Origin of the sequence: Stieleria marina, assembly GCA_007741555.1 — a bacterium.
In the GTDB taxonomy this organism is placed as follows: Bacteria; Planctomycetota; Planctomycetia; order Pirellulales; family Pirellulaceae; genus K23-9.
In genome coordinates, this window is sequence record CP036526.1 from 554,760 (window position 1) to 574,726 (window position 19,967).

Here is a 19,967-nt window from a genome sequence, read left to right on the forward strand (position 1 = left end):
AAAACGCATCTTCTGGACGAACTTCGCTACTTTTCGGTGGTTCCGGCTGATTTTCGCAACAGTTTTCCGTTTGGATTTTGCTCTCTGCTAGAATAGAGCTCCCGCCTCATTTGCCTTCATCACGTTCGGTCTGACCTACAGATCGATTTCTTTCTAAGCAATTGTTTTTTGATGGTCCTCTCTTTGATCGGCAACCGGATTTTAGAAACGCGGTCACGGTCCAAGCTTTTGCTGACGGTCGCGACTTGGATGGCTGGGATTTGTTTGCACAGCGTCAGCGCGACCGCCGAAGCACCCGTTGATTTCAATCGCGACATCCGATCGTTGCTGTCCAACAATTGCTTGATGTGTCACGGTCCCGATGAAGAAGAGCGCGCTGCGGGGCTTCGGCTGGATACTCAGGAGGGATCTCGCGAGGACCTCGGTGGGTACGCCGCTGTCGTACCGGGCGATCCCGACGAAAGTGAATTGCTTTTGCGGATCATCAGTGATGACGAAGACGTCCAGATGCCACCGCAGGGCAAAGGTCGTCCGTTGACGGATGATGAAGTTAATTTGGTGCGTCGGTGGATTCAGCAGGGCGGCGACTACGCTAAGCACTGGGCTTATCAAAAACCCGTGCGTCCCGCATTGCCTTGCGTCAAACAAAACGACTGGCCTCGCAATGCGATTGACTACTTTGTTTTGGCGAAACTTGAATCCACCGGGCAGCAACCGTCGCCAGAGGCGGGGCGGTTAGCGATTGCGCGGCGTGTTGCGTTGGATCTGACCGGATTGCCGCCGACTTGGAAACAGGCACAGGCGTTTGCGACTGACCGGAGCGAAACTGCCTATGAATCCTATGTCGACCAGTTGTTGGCACAACAATCTTTCGGCGAACGTTGGGGCCGCGTCTGGTTGGACTTGGCTCGCTACGCCGATTCGGCAGGCTATGCGGACGATCCACCGCGAACCATCTGGGCTTTTCGCGATTACGTCATTCGCTCGCTCAATGAAAACAAACCCTTCGATCAATTTACAATCGAACAAATCGCTGGCGACTTGCTGGATGATCCCACCGAACAACAGCTTGTTGCGACTGCGTTTCATCGCAACACACTGACCAACAACGAAGGCGGAACCAACGACGAAGAGTTTCGCAACGCCGCCGTCGCGGATCGTGTCAACACAACCATGGCCGTTTGGATGGGGACCACGATGGCGTGTGCACAGTGCCACACTCATAAATATGACCCGATTACTCACGAAGACTACTTTCGTTTTTTTGCCTTCTTCAATCAATCGCAAGATGCTGACATCAAGAATGAACGGCCCACGGTCGACCTCTGGTCAGACGATCAAAAGAAACGCAAGCAAGAGCTTCGCGACGACATCAAATCCATCACGGCCAGGCTGAATCGACCGTCGGGTCTAGTCGACGCAGATCGTGCCAGGTGGCTTGCCGAGGTTCAGACAAGGCCCGTCTGGACGACTGCAACACCGCAGTCGGTCGAGTCCAAACATCGCAAGCTTGTGATTGACGAGGATGGTCAAATTTCAACCTCTGGCGAACGTCCGACGACGGATACCTTTCAGGTCGAAATCAAAACATCCGGCGAACCGCTTTCGGCAATTCAGATTGCCGTTCCACCGGCACAAAAGGAAAGCTTTGTTATCACCCACGTCCAGGCAAGTTGGTCGCCGCTGAATGAAGAAAACGAAAAGGTGTCGGCAAGATTTGTTCGAGTCGAACTTCCTGGTAAGAACAAGTTCTTGCACTTGGCCGAAATTCAAGCCTTCAGCAATGGCCGAAATGTCGCTGTCGATGGAGACGCCATTCAGAGTTCGACCGCATTTGGTGGCCAGGCCGATCGGGTAAACGATGGGACGACTGATGGCGATTTCAAAAAAAGCTCGGTGACTCATACCGAATCGCAAACCACGCCGTGGGTCGAAGTTGACCTGAAAGAAACGCATCCGCTCCAACGGATCGTCGTATTCAATCGTACCGATGGCGGCGTCGCGATTAGGAACCGGTTGAACGGCTATCACATCAAATTACTTGATGAATCTCGCAAGATTGTTTGGGAGCAATCACCCGATCAAGTGCCAGATCCGAGCGTGGCTTTTTCGCTGACGGGACCCCGAGATGTGCCAATGTCGGCTGCGTTTGCTGATTTTTCGCAGAAAGGTTTTCCGGCCGCTGCGGCGATCGACGACAAAATGTCGCCGAAAAGTGGCTGGGCCGTTTCACCGCGAACGGGACAGGTCCATGAATTGACGTTGGTGACGGCCAAGCCGATTGACTTTGGTGATGGTCTGCTGACGATCGACATCGAGCAAGAATCGGAGCATCAACGACATGTGCTCAATCATTTCTCCATTCGCACGACCGCCAGCAAAGGGATAGCGACTTGGGCGCAGATGCCAAAACGCATCGGTGACTTGATTGCCAGCGATCCGGAAAACTGGACGAATCGACAACGTTCGATGGTGTCTGATTATCACCGCAGCGTATCGCCAATATTGGCTGGTGAACGAGCGAAGTTGAAACGAATCGAACAAGATCTGGCAGCATTGAAACCGTACACCACGATTCCTGTGATGAAGGATCTAGCCGACGAGAGTCGCCGCGTTACCAAGATCCAGATTCGTGGCAACTACCTCAGCACGGGAGACGAAGTCACTGAAGGAACGCCCGCGGCGTTTCATCCATTACGTCACGACGCCGCGTCTGGCCGTGTCGATCCCAACCGATTGGCACTGGCAAATTGGTTGGTCGATGATGACAACGCACTCACGGCGCGTGTGATCGCGAATCGACATTGGGAACAGCTTTTCGGAACCGGTATCGTTGCAACCAGCGAAGACTTTGGGTCTCAAGGCGAATTGCCGTCGCATCCGGAGTTGCTGGACTGGTTGGCCGTCAATCTTCGCGACAACGACTGGGACATCAAACGATTCATCAAGTTGATCGTGACGTCGGCGACGTATCGCCAAAGCAGCGTGACGAATCAAGCTGCGATCACCGCGGATCCGTTCAACCGATTGTTTTCGCGAGGTCCTCGGTTTCGGATTTCTGCAGAGATGGTTCGCGATCAAGCGTTGTTCGTCAGCGGTTTGCTAAGTGACAAGAAGTACGGCCCGCCCGTCAATCCGCCGCAACCTGAACTGGGATTGAAGGCGGCTTTTGGCGGCGCGACCGATTGGAAAACTAGCAGGGGTGACGACAAGTATCGGCGCGGCATCTACACCACTTGGCGACGCAGTAGTCCCTATCCATCGATGGCTCAGTTCGACGCGCCCAATCGCGAAGTCTGTACCGTTCGACGCATTCGCACCAATACTCCACTTCAAGCGCTGGTGACGCTGAACGATCCGGTTTACATCGAAGCCGCCCAGGCACTGGCTCGACGCATGATCGCGGCAAGTGACGTGCCGGCCCAACGGATACAGCACGGCATCAGGCGCAGTTTGATTCGCGATGCGACGGATGCGGAAATCACGCGACTCGCTCAGCTTGCCGACGAATCGAAAAAGCACTTTCAAAAACACGAATCCAAGGCTTTGCCAATGGCGACCGAGCCTTTGGGTGAACTACCTGACGACGCCAACGTTGCCGACTTTGCCGCGTGGACAGTCGTGGCAAATGTGATTTTGAATCTCGACGAAATTTTCATGAAACGGTAACCGATGGACCCTCGACTACAACGACTGCAGCTACAAACACGTCGGCATTTCTTTCGCCATTCTACCGCGGGGCTGGGCAGCATTGCTCTGAGTTCTCTGATGGCGGGCGAGGCATCTGCGGCGCGCGATGCTGGCGATCCGCTATCGGCTCAGAAGCCGCATCATGCTGCCAAAGCCAAGCGTGTGATCTATCTGCACATGACCGGTTCGCCGCCGAATTTGGACCTGTTTGACTACAAGCCAGAGTTGGTTGGCCGTGACGATCAGAACTGTCCTGATGAATTTTTGAAGGGACGCGAGTTTGCTTTTACGTCGGGTGTACCCAAATTGTTGGGCTCGCCGCGCAAGTGGGATCGCTATGGCAAAGCCGGCATGTGGATGTCCGACGCGATTCCGAATTTTCATGGGGTTGCCGATGACATGTGCATGGTTCATTCGATGCACACGGACCAGTTCAATCACGCGCCGGCCGAGCTGTTGGTCTACACCGGTTCGCCCCGCAGCGGTCGGCCTTCGATGGGATCCTGGGTGACCTATGGACTGGGAAGCGAAAACGAAAATCTGCCGGGCTTTGTTGTTTTGATCTCCAGTGGTGTGCAGCCAAACGGAGGCAAGAATTCGTTTGGTAGCGGGTTTCTGCCGTCGGTCTATCAAGGCGTGCAGTGCCGATCCAAGGGCGATCCGGTTTTGTATTCGTCGAACCCGCCAGGAATGAATCGCGAAATGCGACGGATGACATTGGATGCACTCAGTGATCTGAATCACCTACAGGCAGCCGAAATGGGGCACCCCGAAACGCTCACTCGGATTTCGCAGTACGAACTCGCCTTTCGAATGCAGACGGCAGTCCCCGACGTCATGGACATCTCGCAAGAGTCTCAGAAAACGCTCGACGATTACGGGGCGACACCGGGAGGATCGTCCTTGGCAAACAACTGCCTGCTTGCGCGGCGTTTGGTCGAATCAGGCGTGCGGTTTGTGCAGCTCTTTGACTGGGGTTGGGATTTTCACGGCACCAACAAGGGAAATGGAATCACGGACGGACTGACCCAAAAATGCCGGACCATGGATCAACCGATTGCAGCGTTGATCAAGGACTTGAAACAACGCGGTCTCTACGAAGACACGCTGATCGTCTGGGGCGGCGAATTTGGACGCACGCCATTTCGCGAAGGCCGTACTGCAAAGAGCAAAATTCTGGGCCGCGACCATTTTCCCGATGCCTTTACGATGTGGATGGCTGGCGGCGGAACGAAGAGTGGATTTGAGTATGGGGCCTCCGATGAACTCGGTTTCAGCGTGGCTGAAAAACCAGTTCACGTGCACGATCTACAAGCGACTATCTTGCACTTGCTGGGGTTCGACCACGAAAAGCTGACCTACCGTTTCCAAGGTCGTGACTACCGGCTGACCGATGTCCATGGCAAAATCATTCACGATCTGATCGCCTGAGTGCTTTGGGCCCACGGGAATCGATGCAGAAACAAAGAGTCTAAAATCAAAAGTGGCAAAAAGGGAAACGCCGAATCAAGCTAGCTGAATCAAAAGCGTAAGGTGGCAGGGAATGATTGCAAAAATTTGCCTGATGAGATACCGTGCAACCTCCCCGGTGCCTGTTAGTTGAGCAACTGATGACCGACGATTCAAAATCGAGAGATCTTGGTACCCGCTCCTTCGAGAGTGAAAGCGATTTCGTTTCTGAATTGCCAACCTTTGCATCGTCGGGTGCATCGTCAAATGCCTCTCGCGTTTCAAGTCGGCCCGAATCGGAAGCCACCGCCGAATTCACTCAATTGCCGCCAACGCGAGTGGAAGAGATCAACGCCGACGGCACACCTGGCAACTTAACCAAGCGTGACGATTCGGAGGATGGGCTCAGGGCACCCAAATACCAACCAGGCGAATTGATAGCCGACCGATACGAAATTCGCGACCGGCTAGGGCAGGGCGGCTTTGGAGCGGTCTATTCTGCGTTTGATCGATCTCTGAATCGGATCGTTGCGATCAAACAATCCACCGGGTTGCGTAGCTTTGTCGCGGGGCGTGTGCGTGATGAAGCCCGAGCGGTTGCGTCGCTGAATCATCCCAACATTGTCCAGATCCACGACCTGATCCACGTCAATCCGGCCGAGCTGCTGATTGTGATGGAAAGGCTGGAAGGTGTTTCGCTTTCACAGCGCATCAGACAATCGCGATTGCAAATCACGGACGCAGTTAAGATCGGCGTCGAAATCACCAACGCACTGATTCATGCACACGAAAAACAGCTGGTGCACAGTGATCTGAAACCCGGCAATCTATTTGTTTGCAAAAGCGGTGTCGTCAAGCTTTTGGATTTCGGTTTGGCAATTGCGTATTTTCCCGATCAATCGGCGGCGCGAATTGGAGGGACGCCGGGGTACATGTCGCCCGAGCAGATTCGAGGTGAATCGCATTTGATTGATGGTCGATCGGACATTTGGGCGTTCGGTATTGTGCTTTACGAAATGCTTACCGGCACGCGGCCGTTTAGTGGTAGCAACGCGGTGCTGATCAATCGCCGCACGTTGATTCATTCGGTACCACCTCCGCGGCAGTTGAATTCTAACGTTGATGACGAACTTCAGCGAATCGTCCTGAAATGCCTGCAGCCCTTGATCGGCAACCGATACGCATCGGCGTCGGACTTGCGAGTGGATTTGGTCCATTGGCTGGAAGCCTCGGGACATTCCGATGGCTCATCGAACCAAGCTCCGTTGGCGGCCGACGTGTCACATCAATGGGGTTCGGCCGAATCAGCAGCTTTGGGAAAACGAGGTCTACAGCCTTTCACGGAACTCGATGCGTCGAATTATTTGTCGTTGATTCCTGGGACACGCGACCGTAATGGCGTGCCGGATTCGATTCGATTTTGGAAACGATGGGTCGAAAGCAATGATCCCCAAACAGATTTTCCCGTTGGAGTCCTTTATGGTCCCAGCGGCGCGGGAAAAACGTCGTACGTTCGCGCCGGACTGTTCAGCCAACTTCAGTCCGACACCTGCCGCATTTACATCGAATGTCGCCCCGGAGATTTGGGCCGACGACTGACGCGAATCATCGAGTCGCGAATGCAGGGCGACAGCACGGGGTCCTCTTTGCGAGATTTGCTGCATCGAATTCGCAGCGGGGACCCGGCATCGTACGGCTACCAACGTTGGCTGATCGTGTTGGATCAATTTGAATCATGGGCACACAACGCAACGATCGATGAACGAGTCGACTTTGCCGAAGCCATTCGTCAATGTGACGGGATCCAAATTCGCGTTCTGGTCGTCACGCGTGATGACTATTGGATGGCAGTCAAGGAACTGTTTCATTGGCTGGAAATACCGATGCAGGAGGGGCGTAACGTCGCGTCTGTGGAGCTGCTCGATCGGCAGCACGCGCACCGGATTTTGGAATCAACGGGGCGCGAGTCAGGAATTCTGCCGCCAGAAAGTGAGCCGCTTACATCGCAACAAGAAAAGTTCATCACTCAGGCCGTCAACGAACTATCCGTCGACGGATCGGTCATCTGTGTTCACTTGGTGATCTTTGCACAAATGGTGCGTCTGCAAGATTGGACGCCCAAAGCACTGCGTGACAGCGGCGGCGTTTCGGGCGCATGCAGTCTGTATCTGCAAGAGCTGTTCGAACTGTCCAGTCGGCAGTCGCCCGAGTATCGCCGTTTGGCACCGGCAGTCACGCGGATTCTGTCACTCTTGGTTCCGCCAGTGGGCAAAACCGTCTCGGAAGTAGTCGTGCACCGAAACGACTTGGTCGTCGCTTTTGAACAATCCGGCCTGTCGCACTTGTTGGCGGATTGTTTACGAATTCTGTGTGAAGATTTGCGAATTGTAGCCACCGTTAGCGACGACTCAACCAAGTTTGAATTGACGCCGCAATCCGACGATGTCGAATCAAGCGAAGCTCGGCCTGAACGATTTCAGTCCGGTGATTGCGCAAGCCACTATCGATTGGCTCACGATTTCTTGGTCGAACCAGTCAATGCCTTTCTGGGGCGAATGCAAAGCCGTACTTGGCGAGGCCGGACCCGGACACGGCTCAGCGAATTGAGTGATGTTTACTCGCGTCGCCAAAGCAAAAATCATTTGCCAGGGTTCATTGAATACTTAGGCTTATTGCCAGGGTCAGTCCTGCAACGAAGATCCAAGGTGGAGTCAAAATTTCTTCGTGATGCGACTCGGCACCACGCGGGACGCATTTCTATTGCGCTGCTTTCGTTTTTCGCTTTCCTGTTTATGTCGGTCGTCGCTTGGTCCCAGTGGCGTGGGGCTCAGGAGTCAAACCGTCGCGAACTCACTGCCAATATTGACATGCTGTTCAATGGCCCGCCGCAGGATATGCCGGAGCGCATCGACGCATTGAGCCGTTTTGGTGAACCCGCCACGGCAGCGGTTTTGGCTTGGAACGATTCGGTTGATCCCCGTGTCAAGTTGCGGTCCGAAGTCTATCTTCAGACGATCCAGCCAAGTGGTTTTTCGCAGTTGGCAAATCTGTTGGATCTGGCACCGAGCGAGTTTTTTGCACCGATGCTTAAGGCTGCAAGCAACGTAAGCGATTCCATTGTTGTTTTGGAGTCGTTGGTGGCAGACGCGGACGCAAGGCAGCCCACCGTCGAAACGATCAACAAGGAGTTCTCTGACCCCACCAGCATTCGTGCCGATCGGGCGGTGTTGTTGTTGGCATACCTCGGCCAGCGTGACCCATTAGTTGAACGCATGAAAGGCAGCCAGGATGGCTTTCGTGACGTTGCCTTTCTAAAGCAGGGAACTCAGTGGAGAGGAACTCCGGAGCTCTGGGCCGAACTCACCAAGCCGTCTTACGACAAACAGGTTCGTTACCATGCATCGGTTTTGTTGGGCAGTTACCCAGTCACCGAATTGACGCGAGCGAACATTGATTTGGACGTTGCTGAGCTGATTAATGACTCTCAAGCGATCGTCCACAGCGCAGGACGTTACCTGGCAAATCACCTAGGGCAGGACGTGGCTGATATCGCTCTTGCACCACCCGAAGATCCACAGTGGAGTATTGGCCCTGACAACCTGCCGATGATCCGCGGCGAAGCTCGTTTGCTGGAGTATGAACAGTGGACCGCTCCCGTAAGCAAGGTGGATCCTCGTGTGATCGAAGTCGTCGCGGATCGCCCGTACTGGATGTCGGCGATCCCAGTGTCTCGACGTCTTTATAGCCAGTACATCGCGTCAGGGGACGCATCCGAAGAAGTTCAGAAGGAGCATTTAGAAACACTCGCAAAGCACACTTTGCCAGAGTACCTGCTGAATGATGAGCACGAACCCATGATGGTGACTCGGCTCTCGCAAGCTTACGACTTCTGCAATTGGCTCAGTCGTCGCGAAGGTCTTCAGCCGTGTTATCAGCCGCGAGTCGTCGAGCCAGTGCAGCGGAGTCGCGAAACGCATACGTTTCAACCGATCCCGTGGGTATTTGACGACCAAGCCAACGGCTACCGTACGCCTACCCTCAGCGAATTTCAGCTGGCCGCTCGCGGTGATTACCTGAAGGGACCGTTCAGTGAACTTGCTGTTGAAGTTGCCAAGCAGAGTGGCGTTTTTGATCCCGATCTAAAGTACGCTCATCGGCTGCATTCATTTATTCCAACTCGAACCGGACACTTCGTGAATGATCAATACTGTGGGGCCTGTGTGTGCGATTCGGAGTTCTACGTCAGCTCGATCGTGCACCCTTTCTGGGAACGGTCTGGATACATGATGGACAACGGCAAGCCAAAACTGGGCATCTATCTGGCACGCAATGCCGATGATGAAGCGAAGTGATCGACGGCATTCATAAAAAAAGCGGCGAAGTGAATGCTTCGCCGCTTTCTTGTTTTGATCGCTGGATGTCCAGAGGTCGGTAGGTCCGACCCCGTGGTTTCAACCTCTTACGGCACCAGCCGCTTACAAATCATTGGGCGGTGAGCATTCGTACTCGCAATCATACCGACACGACTGATGCTCGCCGCTTCCCGGTTCGCCGGGGCAACCAAAGGTCGGGCTGCTGCATTCACAGTTTGTGCATGCTGTTGGAGTACCTGTTGGACGATGTGGGACTCCTCGGCAGTAGTTGTAGCGGGCAACCGCGTTGCGTTGACATGCTTGGAGCAGCATGCTGTTGTCGGCATGCATCGTCACACAGCAATTCATTTCTCTTGCCAGTTTTGCACTGCAAACTAATGGCAAGTGCGGGTGGCGCTCCCACGTTCCCGTGCATATTCTCGTCGTCGCCGTTGGATTCAAGCTCGGGCAACACCCGCAGCCTGAATAGCGGACGGGCGAGGTAGCCACTGGACTGCAGGTTGACTGGCAGGTCTGAACTGGCTGGCAAGATCGAATGGGTTGGCAGGCAGTCGTCGGTGCCTGGCAACAGCTACGTCTTTGTTTCAACCGACTCAGCAGTCCGCCGGCATCAGCGTGACTGGTTAGAACCATCGCAAAGACTAACGTCATGGCCACCGCGAAACATTTGAACTTTCCGTACATCCGCAAATCCTTGAAGTAGAAATCGATAAAGACTTAAGCTTTCCCTGGATTGCCAGGTTGGCCCATCGCCTGCAGGTCGCCCATTTTATAGGTGTGCCGCGCGGTGAGATCAACGACCCGATACCGCCGGAAGATAGCTTCAGGTCGATGTGACGTCACAAAAGCAGATAACAATACGTCGAGGCGATCGAATGCTAGCAAAACGTGACCGTTCGTCGAATTTCTAGACGCCAAATGACTTGCGCCACGCAATGACGGGCGCGCGATGTCCATTGGCTCGACCTGCTGCCTGTGCGTTTCTTGCAGGACGCATGTTCACTCTGCAAAGAAAACTCGGCAAGGAAATGCAAGGAAACTTGTCCGACACTCAGTCCGGTTAGCAATCCCAATGGTGAACGCGCAAGAGAGACGCCTGTCACCAGTTAGACTATTTGCTGTCCCCAGTCGATTGAAGGAGACGAAATTTTCAACGTCCTGCACGCGTGATGAGTGACAAAATGAGCGACAAAAACGCTGAACACGATTGGCCGCACGACGACTGGTTTCATCAGTTGGCTGATGGAGATCCGGAAACAGTCCAGCAATTTTGGGAGCAATACGGCGGGCCACTGCGGCGAGTCGCAGAACGTCAAATTGCCGATCGTCTGCGGACTCGTGTTGATGCCGATGACATCGTTCAGTCGGCTTGCCGAACGTTTTTTCGCCGGATCGGTGAAGGCCAGTTCGAGATCGAAGACACCGAATCGTTGTGGCGTTTGTTGTTGACGATCACGCTGAACAAAGCGCGGATGCAAGCCCGATTTCATACTCGCGACCGGCGATCGATCGGTCGCGAACAAGCGATTCCGCAGTCCGGCGCGATGCAGCCGAAGTCGAGTCATTCGTTTTTGGCAGACGTCGATTTTGCGGATTTCCTGGAACATGTCTTCACGCATTTAGACCAAGAGCAGAGGCAGATATTGACGATGACGTTGGACGGCAAAACGCAATTAGAGATTTCTGAAACGATAGGCTGCAGTGAGCGCACGGTGCGTCGAATGCGCACTCGGATTCAAGATCAGCTTCGTGATGTGCTGTCAGCAGAAATGATCCCCAATGGATAAACCGATTCAACTTTCCAGTTCGCGGGTTGTTGATGAATCGACTCGCCGAAAATTTGAATCCGATTGGCGATCAGGTTGCCCATCGTCCATTGACCATTATCTGCCTGATAAGCCACCGAACCAGTATCTGGCGACGTTGGAAGAACTGGTTTGCATCGAGATGGAGTTTCTCTGGAGCCAAGAATCCAAGGGAAGTTCAGCGAGCCCGGATGCCGACACGTTAAACGATGTATCGAGCCGACCGACTTTTGTAGAAGACTACACGCGGCGGTTTCGCGTCTTAAGAGAACCCGAAATTGTCGGGCGTTTGGCTCAGCACGAAGCCGAAGTTCGCCGGAACTCAAAGAATCCACCAACGGAATCGGAGTTCCGACGTCGCTTTCCTGACTTGACGCTTTCACCGAAGTTGTTTCAATCACGGCATGGCAGTTCGCACCACTCATCACGCGAGGGACGCAGCCTACGAATCTCAGAATCAGATTTGCCACGCTGGTTTGGCCGCTATCAATTGGAGGCAGTTCTGGGGCGTGGTGGAATGGCGACGGTCTACCGTGCTTCACAGCACAAGACCAACCGCAGCGTCGCTGTGAAAATCGCCGATCCGATTTCTGATCGGCTTCGTGGTGACGAATTTCGGCAGCGATTTGCGGTCGAAGCCAAAGCTGCGGCCGGTCTTTCGCACGACAACATTGTGCCGGTTTACGATGTTGGTGAAATCAATGGACAGCCGTACTACACGATGCCAGTGGTCGACGGCGGGGATTTGGCCTCGCGTCTGATAGACGGTCCGCTTGCGTGCAGCGAAGCCGCTCATCGAATCAAAGATGCTGCTTTGGGAGTCGCGGCGGCGCACGCGCAGGATATTTTGCATCGTGACTTAAAACCTCGTAATTTGATGATCGATGCGGTGACGGACCGTACCCTGGTCACGGACTTTGGTTTGGCTTGCGAAATCAGTTTGGGCGACGTAGGTACTGGCGATGCATCGGCACTGCATCTGACGCGGACGGGACAAGTGCTGGGGACTCCCCCGTACATGGCGCCCGAGCAAATTCAAGACGCGCGGACTGCCGACGCGCGAAGCGATGTCTATGCACTGGGAGCGACGCTGTACCAAACCATCACGGGCCGCCCGCCGTTCCAAGCTTCGACGCCCACCGAAACACTTCAACAAGTTCTTCAGTCGGAAGTCGTGCCGCCCGCAAGAATCAACGAATCCGTTGATCGCGATTTGGAAACCATCGTACTGAAAAGTTTGGACAAGCAACCCGACAAACGGTATGCAACGGCAAGCGAGTTTGCTGATGACCTTGACCGTTACCTTACAGGCCAGCCGATTGTCGCACGGCGGATCACACCGGTCGGGCGCGTCGTTAAGTGGAGCCGGCGTAATCGACACGCGGCCGTGCTGGTCGCAGGTTTGATCTTTGCATCGTTGGCTGCCCTTGGCGCGACGATCGGCGGATTGGTTGCCTGGGGATATCAATCGCAAAAGACATCGGCCAGCTTGCACGGCGCACTCGCATCCTTGGACGAATTGTACACACAGCTCTCAGACGATCCGCTCTTTTCCAATCAGCCGGGGCAGAACCGCGAACGGCAGGAGCGTATTCGCCAGTCAATCAAGCACTACGAATCCCTGGTGCAGATTGCGGCAGACCATCCGGATTTGCAAGGCAGCTTGGTCGGCACCCATGCGCGGCTGGGATCACTGACGTTGGCAGTTGACGGCCCTGCCAAAGCGATGGAGCATTTTCAAGATGCGTTTGCCGTTTTTGACAGTCTGTCGCCGCAGCTACAAGCGACTGCCGCAGCCAAGCGGGCAGTGTCGGATGCTCACAACGGCGTCGGGCAAGTGTTGGTCAAACAAGGTGACTATGTCGGAGCCGAAGCAGCGTTTGGACGCACCGTTGCGATACGGAAAGATCTTGCCAGCGAGTTTGCCGGTGAAGTTCGAGCGGAACGAAAGTATGCGAATGCGTTGATGAATCACGGTCTCTCGCTGGCGCGGCTCAATCGACCCGGAGAGTCACTCGCCAAGATGCAGAAGGCTCAATCGCACCGAGTCAAACTGCTCCAGTCTGATCCTGACAACGTTTTGCTTTTGCGTGATCAAGGCATTGGATCGTTTGGTTTGGGGCGGTACTTTGCCGACCTGGGCAGCGTTTCCAAATCGTCTGAGTTTTTGGACCAAGCCTATCGATCGTTTAAAAATCTTTTCGTGCTGCGGCCTACCGACGGATCCAATCTGCTGCGTCTGGCGCGCTGTCGGTTGTTGCAGTCAACGATTGCGTATGAATCGGGTGACGTCGATCAGGGAAACGTGTTCTTGGAAGAAGCCTTGGACCGGCAGGTCATGTTGGCGGCGATTTCGGAACACGATTTAAACTACCGAATGGAATTGGTTCGCGTTTTTCAGCAGGGCGGGCGCGGGTTTTTGTTGCAGGGTTCAATCGATGGTGCACGGACTTGCATCGACGCGGTGGAAAAATTGCTCAGCCACGATGTTGCCGCAAGCGAAGAAGCCGAGCAGTCGAAGGACGTTCTGCGAGTACGATTGATTCATCAAACTCAAAAGGGGCTACTGCAAATTGCCGCTGGCGAGTCACAAGCGGGACGGCAAGAGTTGCGTGACGCATTGCAAAAGTGGAACGAGGTTCGAGGCCGATTTGTCAACGATCTCGAACTCGGCGCCGAAATGGACGATCTGGCCCGGATGATGAGTGAGCCAGACGCATGATGTTTTGCTACCAATAGTCTGAATGCATTGGCCATCTTTGACGGCTGCCGGTTGGCACGAGCCTCACGATCAGTGTCGCTTCCTACCGACGGCCACATATCTCCACGGAATTTCTCCACTCGGGGGGAAAGCGGTCCGAATTAGAGAAGAAGCTGCTAAGAAAACCGTACTACGCCTCAGGCAAAATGTCATGGATGACACCTTGCGAATCGATGCTCGCGCTCTGCGCTTGATAGCTTCTATGACGCTTGCTTTGGCGACGTCGTTAACGCAATCATCGGTTGGGCAAGAAGCCGCCGTGCCGACTGCACCAGCGGTTGTTGCTGCGTCCCAGGGTGTCGCCGCCGCTCAGAGTGTTGCGGTGCCGACCGCAACACCGCAGCCTCAGTTGCTTCGCGGCCCTGCCGGTTCTCAGTTGGCTAGTGTTCGGCCTGCGCCAAGCTATGCCAGCGCGTTCGGTAGTTTCTTGGGATTGTCGAATCGTCAATCCAGCAACGCCGAACTGAATCAGTACTACCGCAGCACCAGTCGACGTCGGTTGGTGAAAGTGCCGGAGATGTTCGGTGATTTTCGTCGCTTCAATTCAGTCCTGGCCTACCGAACGGGTAGCCAAGATCTGACGGGCGACTTGCCGCACGCCGGTGGTGTCAGCGGATTGAAGGTGGCAGAAAACAACCAAGCCATCACGTCGGATCGAGCTTGGATCAGTTACAGCCATATGCACGATGCGTACTCACAAAGCAATGGACTGGGCCAAAGTTCCGACGCATCCGCGGATCGCTTCTTGCTAGGCATTGAAAAAACGTTTGCCGATGGAGCCTGGTCGTTGGAAGCAAGACTGCCTCTAGCGGGCAGTCTTGATGATGACGCGTTTGACGGGGGAACCATGGGCGATGTGTCGCTGATTCTGAAACACTTGCTTTACGCCGGGCAGTGCCGCGCGACTTCGATGGGCTTGGGAATCGAATTGCCGACGGGGGATGACGGACGTCTTCTCAATCGCAGCGTGGAAACGGTTTTGGAAAGCGATGCAGTCCACTTGGTTCCGTTCTTTGCATCGACCAACCGAATGGGTGCTCGTATATTTGGGCATTTGTTTGCCCAGCTAGACATTCCGTTGGGCGACGATGATTTGATCGTCAACGACGTCGCATTTGCAACGACCAACGCGTCCGTGGACGCGGCATTCACTGGTTCGATCGATTTGGGCATCGGCTATTGGTTGCTGCCGCCAAACAGTGTGGCCGATTCGGGATTGGCGGCCATTGCCGAACTTCACTATACGTCGCGGCTTGATTCGACTGACCCGGTTGTTTTTCCGGGGACGTCGATCAACACGACCACCATTCACCCAGGCGGCGAAGCCATTACGGATGTGTTGAACATCACGACGGGGCTTCACGCCGAATTGTCAGGCGAATGGGCGATGCGATTGGCGTCGTCGGTTCCAGTTACCAACGACAAGCTGTTTGATACGGAAATCATTGTCCAGCTAAATCGCAAGTTCTAACCGAGCGGTTGATTCTATTCGTCGGTCACACAGCCTTCGCTGGCCGTTTTGACGTTCTTGATGTACTTGTAAAGCGTTCCACGAGTCGCTTTGAGGGCAGGTGCGGTCCAGCTTTCGCGTCGCTTTTCGAGGTCCGCTTGCGGTACATCGACGTCCAACCGATTCGTTTCGGCGTTGATGGTGACTATGTCACCGTCTTGCAGCAATCCGAGCGGTCCGCCCAGTTGAGCTTCTGGCGTGATGTGCCCGACGATAAAGCCATGACTGCCGCCACTGAATCGACCGTCGGTCAGCATCGCGACGTCGCTTCCCAGTCCCGCGCCCATGATTGCACTGGTTGGTGTCAACATTTCGGGCATTCCGGGGCCGCCCTGAGGTCCTTCGTAGCGAATCACGACGACATCACCTTTCTGGATTTTCTTTTCCTCCAGAGCGGTCAGCATGTCTTCTTCGCTATCGAAAACGCGTGCCGGCCCGGTGAACTGTAAGCCTTCTTTGCCGGTGATCTTTGCAACCGCGCCTTCGGGAGCAAGCGAGCCCTTTAGGATTCGGATGTGGCCCGATTCTTTGATCGGGTTGCTGACAGGACGAACAATCTTTTGACCTTCTTTTAGGCCCGGCACCGCCTCTAAGTTTTCCGCCAAAGTTTTTCCCGTCACGGTCATGCACGATCCGTCCATCAGACCTTCGGCGAGCAAGTACTTCATGACCGCCGGAGTTCCACCGATGCTGTGCAAGTCTTCTTGAACAAATTTGCCGCTTGGTTTGAGGTCTGCCAAGAACGGAATGCGATCACTGACGCTTTGGAAATCGTCAAGCGTTAGCGGTACATCCACGCTGCGTGCCATTGCGATCAGGTGAAGCACGGCATTTGTGCTGCCGCCCAGGGCCATGACCGTCACCATCGCGTTCTCGAATGCTTCGCGCGTCATGATATCGCGAGGCTTGATGTCGGCTTCCATCAATTTCAGGATCGCGGCGGCAGCGCGGCGGCATTCATCTTTCTTGTCCGGATCTTCGGCAGGAATGCTGGCAGAATAAGGCAGTGACATGCCGAGCGCTTCGATGGCCGTGGCCATGGTGTTGGCGGTGTACATGCCGCCGCAGGCTCCGGCGCCCGGACAACTGGTCTGAACGATTTCTTGTCGCTCCTCGTCGCTGATTTGCCCGGCGATATATTGGCCGTAACACTGAAACGCACTGACGATGTCTAGTTTTTCACCGTTCCGAAAACCTGGTTTGATTGTTCCACCGTAGACCATGATGGCCGGGCGATTCAAACGGCCCATGGCGATCAGGCATCCGGGCATGTTTTTGTCGCAGCCTGGCAAGGCAATCAGCGAATCGTACCACTGGGCGCCCATGATCGTTTCGATCGAATCGGCGATCAGGTCTCGGCTTTGCAGGCTGTAACTCATGCCGTCGGTGCCCATCGAAATGCCGTCGCTGACGCCGATCGTATTGAAACGCATTCCCACCATGCCCGCATCGGTTACCGCTGCTTTCACATCGGCGGCCAAATCCAGCAAGTGCATGTTGCAGCTGTTGCCTTCGTACCAAACGCTGCCGATGCCGACTTGCGGTTTGTCCATGTCTTCGCGACTCATGCCGGTGGCATAGAGCATGGCCTGGGAGGCGCCTTGGCTCTTGGGCTGAGTGATTTTGCTGGAGTATTTGTTTAGTTCAGACATGGCACGATTGAGGGAAATCGGTTGGGGGTGGGGACAAGTAAAGTTGCTGCCCAATGGTTATGATCACAGAGATTATGATCACCGGAGCGAATTTGACAAAGGACGCTAGATCCGAAATCGATGACGGATCGAATTTTTGCCCTCAACCAAGGTCCCGCCAATGCTTCGTTACGTTCTGTGCACCGTGATTCTTCTGGCTTCTTCAGCTGCATTGCGAGCAGATGAACCGGCCAAATCTGCTGAAACGATATTCGATGGCACGACCATGAAGGGCTGGGAGGGCAACAAAAAATGGTTTCGCGTTCAAGACGGCGCGTTGGTCGCCGGCACTTTGGACAAAAAGATTCCGGTCAACGAATTTCTTTGCACCAAGAAAACCTACGGCGATTTTGAACTTCGTCTGGAAGCCAAATTGATTGGGCAGGGCACCAATGCGGGCATCCAGTTTCGTTCGAAACGGATTCCTCAAGACACTGAACTGATTGGATATCAAGCCGACATCGGCACGACTCCCGATCGTAGCATCTGGGGAGCCCTGTATGACGAATCACGCCGCCGCGTGTTTTTGGCAGAAACGCCTGATGTATCCAAAGCAGCCACCAAAGAAGGCTGGAACGAAATCCGCGTGCTGTGCAAAGGTCCCCGCATTCAGATTTTTATCAATGGTGAACAGACCGTCGATTACACCGAAACGGACGACAGCATTCCGCTTTCGGGGATCATCGGTCTGCAAATCCACAGCGGCCCGCCAGCAGAAGCTTGGTATCGCAACATTCGTATCACGGAGCTGTCGGAATGAGTGAAACAAATGAGTGAAACAAACGCGGAGATTCAGTTCGTCTACTTTGACCTGGGAAATATCCTGGTTTCGTTTGATCCGCAAATTGCCTGCGACAATATCGCCAAGCTGTTTGACGTTTCATCCGAGCGAGCACAGGCAGCGGTCTACGACAGTGGCCTGGAAGATCGCTATGAACATGGTGAGATCTCGGAGGCTGGTTTTTTGGCAGAAGTCCGGCGTCATCTGGGCGGCGAAGTTGATGGGCGTGACGTTCCCTTGCAGTCGTTTTTGAATGCACTGGGCGACATGTTCAAACCGATCGAATCGATGACGCGGACGATTCAACAGGTCCGCCAAGCAGGCTACCGAATCGGAATTTTGTCCAACACTTGCTTTGCGCACTGGGACTGGGTCGCCCGGCAAAATTGGCCCGCCACGAAAGGCCCGTTCGACACGACGATTCTGAGCTACGAAGTCGGCGCGATGAAACCAGACGCGAAGATTTACGCTGCCGCAGAAGCAGCGGCCAACGTTGATCCGCAGCATATTCTGTTCGTCGACGACCGTCAGGAAAACATCGATGCCGCGATCAGCCGAGGTTGGCAGGCGGCACAGTGTTTCGGTGGCGCGGAGTTGGAAGAACAGCTGCGACGCTTTGGCGTGCTCTAGATCCTTTTTTTTAGAATCCACCTCCCCCCAACGATTGCCATAGACCTCACTGATGAAGAATCCTGCCGAGGCCATTCGCGAACTCGCCAATCAACTCGCTGTCGTCAAGGCTCGATTGAATGCCGATGACTGCACCGGTCGTGTCTTGGCGGATGACGTTGTTGCCGATCGCGATAGCCCAGCAGCAGATGTTTCGGCGATGGACGGCTATGCCATTCGCTTAGCCGATTTGAGTGATCAAAACACGGTTGCGGTGACGGGGGAGGCCGCTGCTGGCGAAAAACCGCCGTCGATGCAATCTGACGGAGTCGTGCGAATCTTTACCGGAGCCATTGTCCCGGACCAATGCGAGGCTGTGGTTAAACGCGAAGACACCGAAGAGTCTGATGGCAGCATCCGCTTTCGTCAGTCAGCCATGCAGACACAAGCGGGCGACAACATTCGCCGTGCTGGCGAAAATGCGAAAGGTGGATCAACCGTTCTCAGCGCCGGCGTACGCATCACCGCCGCACATCGCGCGACCATGGCAAATTTTGGTGCCGACCGTGTCAGCGTTTTCGCGCCGGTTCGTGTCACTGTGATCACCACAGGCGATGAAGTCGGCAAGTTTGATGATGCTGCACCCCAACCCTGGCAACTTCGTAACAGCAACCAGAGTTCCATCGCATCGTTGCTGAGCCAACCGGCGTGGATCAAACATGTCGCGTCCGTTCATGCGGTCGATGATCGCGAGCAGTTGGCTCAGACGTTGACCACCGCTTTGACCGATTCCGATGCGGTGATCTTGACGGGAGGGGTATCGATGGGCGATTACGATTATGTGCCAGAGATTGTCCGCCAAGTCGGCGGTGAAGTGGTGTTTCATGGACTGCCGGTACGTCCGGGAAAGCCCATCTTGGGCGCGGCAACCGCCGATGGAAAGCTGATCGTCGGATTGCCTGGCAATCCAGTCAGTGCGACCATTGGCTGCCACCGGTTTGCAATGCCGTTGCTGGCAAAAATGAGCGGCCAAAAAAACTGGCGATCCAACTGCCCGGTTGTCCATTTATCCAATGCCGGATCCAAAACCATTCCTTTACATTGGATGCGATTGGTTCGCTTGATCGATCACGGCGTGGCGGAACCTGTGCAAAGTCTGGGATCGGGCGACTTGGTTTCACTTGGCCAAAGCACTGGATATGTTGAATTGCCACCGGGCGAAACGGGCAACGGCCCCTGGCCGTACTATGCTTGGAGCTGAATTGCTGAGTCCATCAATTGGTTTTGTTGCTAACGGC

The 19,967-nt window shown here is 54.6% G+C and carries 10 protein-coding genes; 9 read left to right on the forward strand and 1 reads right to left on the reverse strand.

All coding sequences use genetic code 11. From position 1 onward, the window contains the following. Positions 1–171 precede the first annotated feature (171 nt). The 6 genes from K239x_RS02025 (at position 172) to K239x_RS02050 (ending at position 15,549) form a co-directional block, all read left to right on the forward strand. Positions 172–3,669 (forward strand): DUF1553 domain-containing protein, encoded by a 3,498-nt coding sequence (locus K239x_RS02025; RefSeq protein WP_419189570.1) that lies wholly within the window; start codon positions 172–174, stop codon positions 3,667–3,669. Between the two features lie 3 nt (positions 3,670–3,672). Further along, positions 3,673–5,121: a DUF1501 domain-containing protein gene (locus K239x_RS02030; protein WP_145416019.1), complete on the forward strand. Its 1,449-nt coding sequence runs from the start codon at positions 3,673–3,675 to the stop codon at positions 5,119–5,121. 179 nt (positions 5,122–5,300) lie between these two features. Continuing rightward, positions 5,301–9,491, forward strand: coding sequence for a serine/threonine-protein kinase (locus K239x_RS02035; protein WP_145416020.1), 4,191 nt, complete (start codon positions 5,301–5,303; stop codon positions 9,489–9,491). A 1,190-nt stretch (positions 9,492–10,681) separates the two neighbouring features. Then, positions 10,682–11,299, forward strand: coding sequence for an RNA polymerase sigma factor (locus K239x_RS02040; RefSeq protein WP_145416021.1), 618 nt, complete (start codon positions 10,682–10,684; stop codon positions 11,297–11,299). Then, positions 11,292–14,039 (forward strand): serine/threonine-protein kinase, encoded by a 2,748-nt coding sequence (locus K239x_RS02045; protein ID WP_145416022.1) that lies wholly within the window; start codon positions 11,292–11,294, stop codon positions 14,037–14,039. The genes K239x_RS02040 and K239x_RS02045 overlap by 8 nt, the downstream gene beginning before the upstream one ends. Before the next feature lie 190 nt (positions 14,040–14,229). Next, a complete protein-coding gene (locus tag K239x_RS02050) occupies positions 14,230–15,549 on the forward strand; it encodes a hypothetical protein (protein ID WP_419189571.1) in 1,320 nt (439 codons plus the stop codon). Between the two features lie 14 nt (positions 15,550–15,563). On the opposite strand, the gene ilvD is transcribed toward K239x_RS02050, so the two are convergent. Further along, positions 15,564–17,240, reverse strand: coding sequence for a dihydroxy-acid dehydratase (gene ilvD / locus K239x_RS02055; protein ID WP_145416024.1), 1,677 nt, complete (start codon positions 17,238–17,240; stop codon positions 15,564–15,566). A gap of 160 nt (positions 17,241–17,400) precedes the next feature. On the opposite strand from ilvD, the gene K239x_RS02060 reads away from it, so the two are divergent. The 3 genes from K239x_RS02060 to K239x_RS02070 are packed head-to-tail and all read left to right on the forward strand — an operon-like array spanning position 17,401 to position 19,930. Beyond that, a complete protein-coding gene (locus K239x_RS02060; RefSeq protein ID WP_145416025.1) occupies positions 17,401–18,039 on the forward strand; it encodes a 3-keto-disaccharide hydrolase in 639 nt (212 codons plus the stop codon). A 9-nt stretch (positions 18,040–18,048) separates the two neighbouring features. Beyond that, entirely contained in the window at positions 18,049–18,690 is a 642-nt protein-coding gene (locus tag K239x_RS02065) for an HAD family hydrolase (protein WP_145416026.1), read from the forward strand. 52 nt (positions 18,691–18,742) lie between these two features. Continuing rightward, positions 18,743–19,930 (forward strand): molybdopterin molybdotransferase MoeA, encoded by a 1,188-nt coding sequence (locus tag K239x_RS02070; protein WP_145416027.1) that lies wholly within the window; start codon positions 18,743–18,745, stop codon positions 19,928–19,930. The last annotated feature ends 37 nt before the right edge of the window (positions 19,931–19,967 follow it).